The sequence below is a fragment of the Hoyosella sp. YIM 151337 genome (assembly GCF_026041215.1).
Classification (GTDB): Bacteria; Actinomycetota; Actinomycetes; order Mycobacteriales; family Mycobacteriaceae; genus Hoyosella.
Genome location: NZ_JAPEIQ010000006.1, coordinates 653,970 through 666,623, shown reverse-complemented (window position 1 = coordinate 666,623; position 12,654 = coordinate 653,970). Strand labels below are relative to the sequence as shown.

The following is a 12,654-nucleotide window of genomic DNA, read 5'->3' as shown; positions in this document are numbered from 1 at the left end:
AAGAGATGTGGTGTCAAGATGTCAGCGGCGCGCCGTGCGTACCGGTCGACCTTGCGAGAAAGCCAGGCGCGGGCAACTCGCCGTGCAGTCGTCCAATCGGCCCGCGATTTGTTCGTCGAGTTGGGGTGGTCAGGAACAACCATCGACGCTGTGGCTGCGCGGGCAGGGGTCAGCCGCAAGACGGTGTTCACCGCCGTCGGCGGCAAGTCGGCACTCCTGAAGCTCGCCCTTGACTGGGCTCTCGTCGGCGACGACGAACCGGTCCCGCTTGCGGAACGAAAGGTCTTCGCGGAGTTGGAGCAGCAGTCCGATCCCCGCGCACTCGTGGCCTGTTGGGCGCGATTCGTTGCCGAGTTGGAGGAGCGGGCAGCACCTCTGGCCGCAGTCCTCGTCATCGCCGCCGATGCTGACCCAGAAGCCGCCGAGGTGTACGCCGTATCGGAACGTAACCGGCTAAGGGGTGCCGAGTTCATCGTCGCGCGACTCACGGCCATTGGCGGTCTCCGGCCGGGAGTGTCTCCCGAACGTGCTGTTGCTGCTGCCCACGTCCTCATGGACCCCTCTGTTCATCGGACGCTGGTCAGCGAGCACGGTTGGACGCAAGGCGAGTATGCAGACTGGATCGAGCGCAACGCCGCGGCCGAGTTGCTCAAGGGGGAATGACGCTCAAGCAATTCATGACTGGGAACTCTTGTCCAGGCACCCGAGTATCGCGCCGACGATAAGGACTACCGCCGCAGGGACAAAAAATACGCCAACTGACAGCAGCGCGAGCAGGCAGTAGCCAGAGAGCAGTACCGCGCAGGTAAGAACGACAGTTCTGCGTCGCGTTGACAACGCGACCACACCGAGGGCAGCCGGGATGGCCAGGGATGCGTAGGCTCCGCGGCCACTGCTCTCCACGATGTTGGTGGCGGTGACAAGGTAAGCCGCGGCGGCGAGGGAGAGGACGATACTGCCAACGGCGAATAACCGATGCCGGCGTCTCCCCAGTGTCAGGACTCGGCGCTGGCGGGATTCAGCCACTGGGATACGGGTGCGGAGAACATCATGCCCACAGCTCCCACAGTGAGCACCGCGTGCGCGGCGAGCACATACTGCGCAATATCGGTCGAAGCGCCTAGGGGGCCTTGGAATGCCGCACTAAGGATGTCGTATGCGAGGTAGTCGACGATTATTGCAGCCACCGCGAGCGTGGTGAGGGCGATGCGCGCCTTAGCGTGGCGCTGAAGGAGGGAACGCAACGCGACCAGCTGCAGCAACACGATCGCGATTCCGGCTGCGCCGATGCTCAGCAGCGCTACTTCGACTGCGTGTGCGATGTCAGTCGTGCCAGCCGAGTCGGGGAGTTGTGCGGTGCGCCGCCGTTCAGCCTCCTCAGCCACCGCAAGGACGTCGTCCAGCTGGGTGGTGACGAGTAGGCAGAATGTGAGAAATGCACCGAACGTGGTGAACCACAGTAGCTGCACCTTGCCCAGACGCGTTGGTGCGCCGGGTGGTTCGGGTGGCTTTGGGGGGGTGACACTCATTGTCGGGCGTGGCGGAGGCGGGGTCCGCTTGTCGGATTCGCTAGGGCGCGACCTGGGCGAAGGGGGCGGAGATGTGCGGTTTTCGGGCACGTGATCATCATGACAGTTCGTTGGGAGAACTAGGGAACAATCGCGAACTCTCGGACGTTAGACTGGTGTGAACATGAGCGAATGACGCTCAACTACGGTGGGTAGAGATGCTCGCGCAGGCTTAGTTGAGTCGTGTACGCTCACCCTAGAGCTGAAGTCAGCCTGATAAGAGGAGGAAACAATGGCGCGTGCGGTCGGAATCGACCTCGGCACCACGAACTCGGTCGTGTCGGTACTCGAGGGTGGTGACCCGGTCGTCATCGCGAACTCGGAAGGCTCTCGCACCACCCCGTCGGTGGTTGCGTTTGCCCGCAATGGCGAGGTCCTTACGGGCCAGCCTGCCAAAAACCAGGCAGTTACCAACGTTGACCGCACGATCCGGTCGGTCAAGCGCCACATGGGCACCGACTGGAAGCAGGAGATCGACGGCAAGTTTTATACGCCGCAGGAAGTCAGCGCCCGCGTTCTCATGAAGCTGAAGCGTGACGCTGAAGCCTATCTCGGCGAAGAAATCACGGATGCTGTCATCACCGTGCCCGCGTACTTCGAGGATTCGCAGCGGCAGGCGACGAAGGAAGCCGGCCAGATTGCTGGCCTGAATGTGCTGCGCATCGTGAATGAGCCCACCGCGGCAGCTCTTGCGTACGGCCTGGACAAGGCTGGCAAGGAGCAGACGATCCTCGTGTTCGACCTCGGTGGCGGTACGTTCGATGTGTCGCTCCTCGAGATGGGCGACGGCGTGGTCGAGGTACTGGCGACCGCTGGCGATAACCACCTCGGCGGTGATGACTGGGACCAGCGCGTTGTTGACTGGCTGGTCAACAAGTTTAAGATGCAGAACGGTATCGACCTCACCAAGGACAAAATGGCGATGCAGCGCCTTCGTGAGGCTGCGGAGAAGGCCAAGATTGAACTGTCCTCGAGTCAGAGCACAACGATCAACCTGCCGTATATCACCGTTGACTCCGAGAAGAACCCACTCTTCCTCGATGAGCAGCTGACACGCGCAGAGTTCCAGAAGATCACGTCCGATCTTCTCGACCGCACCCGGGCGCCGTTCCAGCAGGTCATCAAGGACGCTGGCGTTTCCATCAAGGACATCGACCAGATCGTTCTCGTTGGTGGCTCCACCCGTATGCCTGCTGTGGCTGACCTGGTACGCGAGCTCGGCGGCAAGGACGCGAACAAGGGTGTCAACCCGGACGAGGTCGTCGCGGTGGGCGCTGCCTTGCAGGCAGGTGTCCTGAAGGGCGAGGTCAAAGACGTTCTCCTGCTCGACGTCACTCCGCTGTCTCTCGGCATCGAGACCAAGGGTGGCGTGATGACCAAGCTCATCGAACGCAACACCACGATCCCGACCAAGAAGTCCGAGGTCTTCACCACGGCTGAAGACAGCCAGCCGTCGGTGCAAATCCAGGTGTATCAGGGCGAGCGCGAGATCGCTTCGCACAACAAGCTGCTCGGTTCCTTTGAACTCACCGGCATCCCGCCTGCGCCGCGCGGCGTACCGCAGATCGAAGTGACCTTCGACATCGACGCCAACGGCATCGTTCACGTCACCGCGAAGGACAAGGGCACCGGTAAGGAAAACAAGATCCAGATCCAGGGTGGCTCAGGTCTGTCCCAGGACGAGATCGACCAGATGATCAAGGACGCCGAGGCACACGCTGAAGAGGACCGTAAGCGCCGTGAAGATGCCGAGGTCCGCAACCAGGCCGAGTCCCTCGTCTACCAGACCGAAAAGTTCCTCAAGGAAAATGAGGAGAAAGTCGCCGGTGACGTCAAGTCGAAGGTCGAAGACGCGGTCAAGGACGTGAAGGATGCCCTCGCCGGTACCGATACCGACGCGGTGAAGGCTGCCGTCGAGAAGCTCGGTACGGAGTCGCAGGCACTCGGCCAGGCAATGTACGAAGCAGCTGCGCAGGACGCGGGTGCTGAGGGCGCGCCAGGTGCTGGCCAGTCCCAGGCTGGTCAGGACGATGTTGTTGATGCAGAAGTTGTCGATGAGCCAAGCGATAAGGACAACAAGTGACAGACCGCGATACTCGTGATCAGGAACCGGTGACGATTACCGACAAACGGAAGATCAACCCCGAGACTGGCACGGTTCGTGCTGCTGACGCCGAGCAGGATGTGTCTGACAATTCGGCGGCACCTTCGGGTGCCGCCGAGGGCGGCGAGCCGGCAGAATCAGTTGCCGAGGGTGGGGAATCCGCCATCGACGCGGAACCGTCGCAATCGGGTGCTTCGGACGAGGCGGCGCAGCTGGCGGCGCAACTCGACGAGCGAACCGCCGACCTGAAACGTGTTCAGGCGGAGTTTGCGAACTACAAGCGGCGGGTCGCCCGTGATCAGCAAGTGGCGGCCGAGTCGGCGAAAGCCAAAGTCATGACCGAGCTGATCACCGTCCTCGACGACCTCGACCGTGCCCGAGCACACGGTGATCTCGAGGCGGGCCCACTCAAAGCTGTGGCGGACAAGCTGGTCTCCATTTTGGCCGCTCAGGGGCTCGCTCCGTTCGGTGCTGAAGGCGAAGGCTTCGATCCAGCACTGCACGAAGCGGTTCAGCATGAAGGTGACGGCGCCGATCCAGTAATTGGCATGGTGCTGCGGCCCGGTTACACGCTTGGTGACCGAGTGCTGCGGCATGCCATGGTTTCGGTCGTCGACCGGCCTGCCGACAGCGACACCGCTGACGCTGCGGAAGTGGAGACCGAGTAAGAAGTAACTGGAGAAGCAGTTACGAGACTGGACGGGCGACGACATGAGGAAGGGAGGGACGCCCAATGGTGCAGCGTGAATGGCTAGAGAAAGATTTCTACAAGGACCTGGGCGTTCCCCCGGAAGCGTCACAGGAAGACATCAAACGCGCATATCGGAAACTCGCGCGCGAACTGCATCCCGACGCCAATCCGGGCGATGCGCATGCTGAGGACCGGTTTAAAGCTGTGTCTGAAGCGCACAGCGTCCTTTCCGATCCCGCGAAACGCAAGGAGTACGACGAAGCGCGGCGCCTGTTCGCTTCGGGCGGCTTCCGCCGTGGCGGTGGTTACGGTGGATTTGATCCGGGTGAAGGTGGCGGGTTCGGAGGTGACTTCAACATTGGAGACATCTTCGGAGGCGGCACTGGAACCGGCGGGGGTGGCTTCGGCGACCTGTTCGATGGTCTTTTCAACCGCGGCGGCGGTGGCGCTCGCACCAGTGCGTCCACTCGCCGGCCCAGGCGCGGCAACGATCTCGAACTCGAGACCAGGCTCACTTTCCGTGATGCGGTGCTTGGTGCGGTCGTTCCGCTCAAACTGACAAGTCCCTCATCATGTACGACGTGTCACGGCAGCGGCGCCCGGCCCGGAACCAGTCCCCGGGTGTGTGCGAACTGCAATGGCAGCGGAATCGTCAGCTCGAACCAGGGTGCCTTCGGCTTCAGCGAACCCTGCATGGAGTGCCGGGGCAGCGGATCGATCATCGACGATCCCTGCACCGATTGCCGCGGCACGGGCGTGACAAACCGGACACGCACCATCACTGTCCGAATTCCCGGCGGCGTCGAAGACGGCCAGCGCATACGACTTGCCGGTCAGGGTGAAGCGGGGTTACGAGGTGCACCCTCCGGCGACCTATATGTGACCGTGCACGTCGATCCGCACCACGTATTCGCGAGAGCAGGCAATGACATCACACTGACTGTTCCGGTGTCGTACTCCGAGCTGGCGCTCGGCACGACAGTGTCGGTTCCGACGCTCGAAAACCGCGTGCGTGTCAAAATACCGCCCGGCACAGCTGACGGCCGGACCTTCCGGGTCCGCGGCAAAGGTGTCCACCGCAAAGGTGGCACAGTTGGCGATCTCCTCGTTACGGTCAAAGTGGCGGTGCCCCCGGCGCTTAGTGCGGACGCTGCGGAGGCACTTGAGAAATACGCCGCAGCGGAGCGGGCGAGTGGCTTCGATCCCCGCGCTGGATGGGCAGGTGCGCTGTGAATGAACGGTTAGACCACATGTCAGCGCCGCGCGGAGGGAACTCCGGTGAATCGAGCGCTGCCCTGTTCGCCATATCCGTCGCTGCGGAATTGGCGGGCATGCACGCTCAGACGCTTCGCACTTACGATCGGCTTGGGCTCGTGACACCGCACCGGACCAGTGGTGGTGGCCGCCGCTACTCGCAGCGGGACGTCGAATTGCTGCGAGAGGTCCAGCGGCTATCCCAAGAGGAAGGTGTCAACCTCGCGGGAATCAAGCGGATCATCGAACTGACGAACCAAGTCGAAGCTCTGCAGTCGCGCGTGGGCGAACTGCTCGACGAAGTTGCGCGGCTGAGGCAGCGCCGCGGGGAACTAGTGCCCTTGCCGCGCAGCAACGCGCTCGTCGTATGGAAGCGTCGCACCCAGTAGCCCACAGGTGCTGCGGTTAGCCGTAGGCATTGCTGCGCTGACGAAGAAAATGTGATGTTCGACGCAATCCCTCCCGGTTGCCCCTAAGATTAGGGGCAACCGGGAGGTGTGTGGTGCAAAATACCGACGTGATCAACAGTCGGGCGAGTAGCAGGCCGGGGCGACGAGGCCCAGGTGGGAAGCTGACGCGCGAGGCGATCGTCTCGGTTGCGCGCAGCCTCATCGAAGAGGAAGGGCCGGACGCGCTTTCTATGCGCCGACTGGCATCAGTCGTCAACAGTTCCCCGATGGCGCTCTATCACCATGTCGAAGGACGTGCCGATCTGCTCGCTGCGATTTTCGCGCAGATCTGCGCGGAAGCGCCCCGCCCGGAACTTCCCGAAGACCCCGTCGAACGGATGGAGTCGCTTGCCATGCTTGGGCAGCGAATGCTGCACGAACACCCATGGACGCTCGAGATTCTGAGTTCCGAACTGGCCTTGCGCCGGGAAAACCTCTGGTACATCGAGGAGTTTCTGGCCGCCGCTGCCGCGGCAGGGTGCACCGATTCGCAGAGTGCCGGTCTGTATCTGACGATCTGGAAGCTCATCATCGGAAACGCCGTACTCCGCAAGAATCGGGAAACCGGCCTGGCCGGTCCGGGAAATGCGTCCGCAGCGCTCGAGATTGCTGAAGCTGAAGGTATGCCGCGATCCCGGAAAGCGATAGCCGAGTGGCACGAACTGGGAGAGGCTGCGGATCTCCGCGCCGAAATCACCGCAGTTCTTTCGGCCTTAGTCGGGCGCGGGGTGCCCGCCACGGCATAGCGGTCAGCCGCACGCCCGGCGTGCGATGAGGCTGCGCTGCAGTCGCCGCAAAATTCTGAAAGTTGAGTGGAACAGACTCAATCTCTTGTGCGTTGGAGTAAGTAGGATCGGTACGCCCGGCAACATTAGCGCTGGTGCGCAGTGGGTGTCCCGATCGGCTTTCTTTCAGCTTTACGGTCACGAGGGGTGGTCATCGCATGGAATCGTTTACGCCAACAACAAAAGTGCAGGCAGCGCTCTCTACGGCGCTGCAAACCGCATCGGCTGCGGGGAATCCTGACGTCCGGCCGGTGCACATTCTCGTTGCACTGCTTGACCAGGGGGACGGCATTGCTGTTCCGCTCCTGAAAGCTGTCGGTGCAGACCCGGGCGCGGTACGTGCCGAGGCTGCTTCCCTGACCGACCGGCTCCCCGTTGTCACCGGTTCGTCTGCCGCGACGCCGCAACTCAGCCGTGAGGCGCTCGCCGCCATCACTTCGGCCCAAAAACTCGCTACCGAACTCGACGATCAGTACGTCTCGGCCGAGCACGTCCTTGTTGGCCTCGCGGATGGTGACGGCGAGGTCGCCCGCCTGCTCCAGCGGCACGGTGCGACGCCACCGGCGCTGCGTGAAGCGTTCACTACTGTGCGGGGGAGCGCGAAGGTGACGAGCCCTGATCCAGAGGGCACCTACCAAGCTCTCGAAAAGTACAGCACTGACCTCACGAAGCGGGCGCGGGAAGGCAAGCTTGACCCGGTAATCGGGCGTGACACTGAGATTCGCAGGGTTATCCAGGTGTTGTCGCGCCGTACGAAGAACAATCCTGTCCTCATCGGTGAGCCGGGCGTCGGCAAAACGGCCATTGTGGAGGGCCTTGCGCAGCGCGTGGTTGCCGGAGATGTGCCGGAAAGCCTGCGCGGCAAGTCCGTGATTTCGCTCGACCTCGGATCCATGGTGGCCGGTGCAAAGTACCGCGGTGAGTTCGAAGAACGGCTCAAGGCTGTACTCGACGAGATTAAAAAATCTGAGGGCCAGATCATCACCTTCATCGACGAGTTGCACACCATCGTTGGCGCAGGGGCGACTGGTGAGTCGGCGATGGACGCTGGCAATATGATCAAGCCGATGCTCGCGCGGGGTGAGTTGCGGCTTGTTGGTGCAACCACGCTCGACGAATACCGCAAATACATTGAGAAGGACGCTGCGCTTGAGCGACGCTTCCAGCAGGTACTAGTCGGCGAGCCTTCTGTTGAGGACACAGTAGGTATTCTGCGTGGGCTGAAGGAGCGCTACGAGGTCCACCACGGCGTTCGGATAACGGACTCGTCGCTGGTGGCGGCTGCGACGCTCTCTGATCGTTACATCACGTCCCGTTTCCTGCCGGACAAGGCGATTGATCTCGTTGACGAGGCCGCGTCACGCCTGCGTATGGAGATCGATTCGCGGCCTGTGGAAGTCGACGAAATTGAGCGTACGGTCCGGCGTCTCGAGATCGAGGAAATGGCGCTCACCAAAGAAACAGACGAAGGATCGAAGAACCGGCTCGAGAAACTCCGCAAGGAACTCGCGGACGCCCGGGAACGGCTCTCCGAACTCACTGCACGCTGGCAGAACGAGAAGAACGCCATCGAATCGGTCCGCGACATCAAACAGCAGCTCGAGAACCTGCGTGGCGCCTCGGAGCGCGCTGAGCGCGACGGTGACCTCGGCAAGGCTGCTGAGTTGCGTTACGGCCGCATCCCAGAGCTTGAAAAACAGCTTGACGTCGCCGAAGCGGCCTCGAGCGGCGGCGCCAGCGGTGACGTCATGCTCAAAGAAGAGGTTGGGCCCGACGATGTTGCCGACGTCGTCTCCTCGTGGACGGGGATCCCTGCAGGCCGCCTGATGGAGGGCGAGACCGCGAAGCTGCTCCGAATGGAGGACGAGCTGCGGCGTCGCGTAGTGGGACAAGACAGTGCGGTACAGGCTGTGTCCGATGCGGTTCGCCGCGCGCGTGCCGGTGTCGCTGACCCGAATCGTCCAACCGGGTCGTTTATGTTCCTCGGCCCGACTGGCGTCGGAAAAACTGAGCTGGCAAAAGCACTCGCTGACTTCCTCTTCGATGACGAACGGGCGATGGTCCGCATCGACATGAGCGAGTACAGCGAAAAGCACAGCGTGGCCCGCCTTGTCGGTGCCCCGCCCGGTTATGTCGGATACGAGTCGGGTGGTCAGCTGACCGAGGCTGTGCGCCGGCGTCCGTACACGGTGGTGCTATTCGACGAGATCGAGAAGGCTCACCCCGACGTCTTCGACATTTTGCTGCAGGTGCTCGACGATGGGCGCCTCACGGACGGGCAAGGCCGAACCGTGGACTTCCGGAACGCCATTCTTATCTTGACATCGAACCTCGGTTCGGGTGGCAGCGATGACATGGTGCTGGCAGCGGTGCGGAGCGCGTTCAAGCCGGAGTTCATCAATCGGCTCGACGACATCGTGATCTTCCGCCCACTGGGTCAGGATCAACTCGAGAGCATCGTCGACATCCAGCTGAATCTGCTGCGGAATCGTCTCGCGGCACGGCGCCTCGAACTCGAGGTCTCCGGAAAAGCACAAGAATGGCTCGCGCGGCGCGGATACGATCCCGTTTACGGGGCGCGCCCACTGCGGCGGCTGATTCAGCAGTCGATCGGCGACCAGCTCGCAAAGCTGATCCTCTCCGGTGACGTGCACGATGGTGACACGGTTCCGGTGAATGTATCGGTTGATGGGGAGCGACTCGTGCTCGGGTGAGTGCCGAAGGTCTCAAATGCGCAGCAAATACGTCTCACCCTGAGTATTCGCTGAGAAGAACCCGCGATGGGCAGCCAAGCCGCCGCTACGATTGCGGCGATGGCTGTGATGTGGTTTTTCCTCGGAGGATTGGCCCTGATAGGGGCCATCGTTGTGATGCGCATCGACAGTCGCCGGCGGGCTTGGCAACGGAAAGTGCGAAGCATTTGGGGAGCCCGCCGGGGACTCGAGTTCACGCGCAAGGTGCCGCGTCTCGCGGCGCAGTGGCGATTCGGCACGGTCGGGAGGCATTCGCTGACCGACGGCCGCAATGTCGTCCAGGGGGTACCCCGGTCGAGTGATCAGGGGTGCGAAGAAGTCCTGTTCGATCTCGATGATGCGGCGACCATCGTTGCCTTCCGCGTGCCAGCTGAAGCGGGCATCGCGTTCGAAGCGGTTCGCACGGATCCGGAAGGTCAGCCGGCGCCCGCAGTCGCGGCCCGTCCGAGCCCGGGCACTGCGCCCGTAGCTGCGATCGGTGAGTGGACTATCTTCTCCACCGATGTCGAGGCGGCGCGGCGCGCCGCGGATCTGCGGCTCGTCTCGTTCCTTGACGCGGCGCCGCCGAGCGTGGACCTCGTATGGGCGGAATCGGAGTGGGTGCTCGCGAGTCTCGGCCCGAATACCGGCTGGGCGGAGTGGGACGCGGCTGAGGAGTGGCTGGCTCGGTTTGCGGGCCTCATGCGAGTCCTGCCTCCGGCGCGCTCGACAATGGTGCCCGTAGGTTAAGCGATCCGCCGTCAGGTCCTGTTGGCCCTGTGACGAAGCGATATGCTGACGCAATGATGCGTCCAGTAGCACTCGTCACAGGGCCAACTTCTGGTTTAGGCGCTGGTTTCGCCCGCCACCTGGCGGAAGCGGGCCATGACCTTGTTCTCGTCGCGCGGGACAAAGACCGTCTCGAAGAACTGGCGGGAGAGTTGCACGCGGCAGGCGCCGATTCTGAAGTTATTCAGGCTGATCTGTCCACGGCCGCCGGGCGCGATGAGGTGTTGCGCCGCGCGCGCCATGGTATTGACTTCCTTGTCAACAATGCGGGTTTCGGCACCTCGGGGGAGTTTTGGACAGCGCCACCGGAAGTCCTTCAGGCCCAGCTGGACGTTAATGTGACCGCGGTGATGCAGCTGACGAGGGCAGTGCTCCCCGACATGATCAAAGCCGGCAGGGGAACCATCATTAATGTCGCGAGCGTCGCTGGTTTGCTGGCCGGCCGGGGCTCTACCTATTCTGCGAGCAAAGCCTACGTCATTTCGTTCACCGAGGGCCTTACGGGCGGCTTGCAAGGCAGCGGTGTGCGGATTCAGGCTCTGTGTCCCGGTTTCATTCGCACCGAGTTCCACCAGCGAGCTGGCATCGACATGGCGTCGATACCGGACTTCATGTGGCTCGACGTCGACTCGGTGGTGCGCACCAGCCTCGATGATCTGAACAAGGGAAAGGTCATCAGCATTCCAGGCATCCAGTACCGCGCGCTGACGGGCGTGGGCCGGGTGTTGCCGAAGTCGGTCGTCCGCCGGGGTGCCGGCATCTTCGGAAAGGGCCGCGACCGTACCTAGTACCCTTCGATGCGCCAGGTTCAATGTTGAGGAGTATCGATGACCGTGGATCAGCAGGCGCGGGAAGAACTAGCTGCGCTCATACGTACCAAAGCAGTCGTTCATGGACGTGTGACCTTGTCGTCTGGGCGTGAAGCGGACTACTACATCGACCTGCGGCGGGTGACGCTCGAGCACCGAGCCGCGCCGCTTATCGGCACGCTCCTGCGTGAGCTGACGGCTGATTGGGATTATGACGCCGTGGGCGGACTGACGCTCGGCGCTGACCCGGTTGCGACGGCGGTGATGCACGCGGCCGGTCGGCCGATCGACGCGTTCGTGGTGCGTAAGGCTGCGAAAGCGCACGGCATGCAGCGCCAGATCGAAGGCCCGGATGTGGCAGGCAAGCGAGTGCTTGTCGTCGAGGACACGACGACAACGGGGAATTCGCCGCTCACCGCGGTTGCTGCGTTGCGGGCAGCCGGGGCTGAGGTCGTGGGAGTCGCTACGGTTGTCGACCGTGATACCGGTGCGAGGGAAGTAATCGAAGCCGAGGGCGTCGAGTATCGGTCACTTTTCGGTCTCAAAGACGTAACAGATTAATTGTGACGTGAGAGCCTAATCTGCTGGAATTCTGCAGACTGCCGCGAATTTGTCACGAATACTCCAGTGTTCCTGTACGGAGTGAGCGAGCTTCCTACTCTGTAGTAGTGAAACTATTTCGGGCTGAGCTTGCACCTGCGGCGCTATTGCGGTCGCAGGATAATGCGGTCCCGATTGTCCGGATCAATGCGCACGGGGATGGTTTCGCCGGGCGCGTACAGGTTCTCCTCGCCCTCCGCGACCTCCGTCACAAGGGTGCCGCTGTATGGCTCCATCCCGGGGATGGTGATATCCAGGGTCAGCTCCATGGGGGTACTGCCAAAGTGCCGCTTCCGTTGCGCCGGGCGCACGACGGCAATGGTGGCCCAGCCTTCGAGTCCTTCGTTCAGAATGTGCCGGTCGCGGCGGGAAGGATGCTGGGCCCACATCATCCCAGCGCCGAGAGCCACCGCATACATCGCCAGCAAACCACCCATTTGCCAACCGACGGTTTCCTCCGGTGTGTCCGGCGCAATGTGGGTGATCCAGATGACCAGGATGACAACATAGACGGCGGTGATTGATAAGACTGTGTGAGCTATGCGCGTATGGTTCACTGGCGCCTCCGGGCCTCACTTGCGAGATTAGCCCGAAATACCCTGGGACGAGCGTCACATAGGCCAAACAAAAGGAGGATGGAGTACGAACGTTCGAGTAGGTTGCAGCAAGCGTACGTGTGCCGCGTTAGTTAGCTTGTGTGCAGGCGAGTAGCCTGTATCAGCCTGTGGCGTCGGTAACACGGCTAAGGGAGTTAGCGATCATTCAGAGTGATGAGCACCAGTGTCTGCCCAGTGGCGGCGGACGATGAGGCCTTTACTCAGGGCGGAGAAGAAGGTCGCAGTTGAGGTCCGCTTGGTGGCATGAACGGCAGGG

13 protein-coding genes are annotated in these 12,654 nt (G+C 62.2%); 10 read left to right on the top strand and 3 right to left on the bottom strand.

Features of this window, described 5'->3' with window-relative positions; genetic code table 11:
* Positions 1 to 18 precede the first annotated feature (18 nt).
* Positions 19 to 663 carry a TetR/AcrR family transcriptional regulator gene (locus tag ONR57_RS04485; RefSeq protein ID WP_265121712.1) on the top strand — a complete coding sequence of 215 codons (645 nt, stop codon included), beginning with the start codon at positions 19 to 21 and terminating at the stop codon, positions 661 to 663.
* 12 nt (positions 664 to 675) lie between these two features.
* Here ONR57_RS04485 and ONR57_RS04480 read toward each other — a convergent pair whose 3' ends face one another.
* Together ONR57_RS04480 and ONR57_RS04475 are read right to left on the bottom strand one after the other, a co-directional pair.
* Entirely contained in the window at positions 676 to 1,026 is a 351-nt protein-coding gene (locus tag ONR57_RS04480; protein ID WP_265121711.1) for a hypothetical protein, read from the bottom strand.
* A complete protein-coding gene (locus tag ONR57_RS04475; RefSeq protein ID WP_265121710.1) occupies positions 996 to 1,529 on the bottom strand; it encodes a hypothetical protein in 534 nt (177 codons plus the stop codon). Before ONR57_RS04475 ends, ONR57_RS04480 begins: the two co-directional genes overlap by 31 nt.
* A gap of 271 nt (positions 1,530 to 1,800) precedes the next feature.
* On the opposite strand from ONR57_RS04475, the gene dnaK reads away from it, so the two are divergent.
* The 9 genes from dnaK to pyrE all read left to right on the top strand — a co-directional run bounded on the left by dnaK (position 1,801) and on the right by pyrE (position 11,742).
* Positions 1,801 to 3,651: a molecular chaperone DnaK gene (dnaK, locus tag ONR57_RS04470; RefSeq protein ID WP_265121709.1), complete on the top strand. Its 1,851-nt coding sequence runs from the start codon at positions 1,801 to 1,803 to the stop codon at positions 3,649 to 3,651.
* On the top strand, positions 3,648 to 4,340 hold the full coding sequence (gene grpE, locus ONR57_RS04465) for a nucleotide exchange factor GrpE (RefSeq protein ID WP_265121708.1): 693 nt from the start codon (positions 3,648 to 3,650) through the stop codon (positions 4,338 to 4,340). Before dnaK ends, grpE begins: the two co-directional genes overlap by 4 nt.
* 65 nt (positions 4,341 to 4,405) lie before the next feature.
* Entirely contained in the window at positions 4,406 to 5,596 is a 1,191-nt protein-coding gene (dnaJ, locus tag ONR57_RS04460; RefSeq protein ID WP_265121707.1) for a molecular chaperone DnaJ, read from the top strand.
* Between the two features lie 17 nt (positions 5,597 to 5,613).
* A complete protein-coding gene (locus ONR57_RS04455) occupies positions 5,614 to 6,006 on the top strand; it encodes a heat shock protein transcriptional repressor HspR (RefSeq protein ID WP_265121804.1) in 393 nt (130 codons plus the stop codon).
* A 128-nt stretch (positions 6,007 to 6,134) separates the two neighbouring features.
* Positions 6,135 to 6,812: a TetR/AcrR family transcriptional regulator gene (locus ONR57_RS04450; RefSeq protein WP_265121706.1), complete on the top strand. Its 678-nt coding sequence runs from the start codon at positions 6,135 to 6,137 to the stop codon at positions 6,810 to 6,812.
* Between the two features lie 197 nt (positions 6,813 to 7,009).
* Positions 7,010 to 9,565: an ATP-dependent chaperone ClpB gene (clpB, locus tag ONR57_RS04445; RefSeq protein ID WP_265121705.1), complete on the top strand. Its 2,556-nt coding sequence runs from the start codon at positions 7,010 to 7,012 to the stop codon at positions 9,563 to 9,565.
* A gap of 99 nt (positions 9,566 to 9,664) precedes the next feature.
* Entirely contained in the window at positions 9,665 to 10,333 is a 669-nt protein-coding gene (locus ONR57_RS04440; RefSeq protein WP_265121704.1) for a hypothetical protein, read from the top strand.
* 56 nt (positions 10,334 to 10,389) lie between these two features.
* A complete protein-coding gene (locus ONR57_RS04435) occupies positions 10,390 to 11,160 on the top strand; it encodes an SDR family oxidoreductase (protein WP_265121802.1) in 771 nt (256 codons plus the stop codon).
* 39 nt (positions 11,161 to 11,199) lie between these two features.
* A complete protein-coding gene (gene pyrE, locus ONR57_RS04430; RefSeq protein ID WP_265121702.1) occupies positions 11,200 to 11,742 on the top strand; it encodes an orotate phosphoribosyltransferase in 543 nt (180 codons plus the stop codon).
* A gap of 143 nt (positions 11,743 to 11,885) precedes the next feature.
* On the opposite strand, the gene ONR57_RS04425 is transcribed toward pyrE, so the two are convergent.
* Entirely contained in the window at positions 11,886 to 12,338 is a 453-nt protein-coding gene (locus tag ONR57_RS04425; protein WP_265121701.1) for a hypothetical protein, read from the bottom strand.
* Between the last annotated feature and the right edge of the window lie 316 nt (positions 12,339 to 12,654).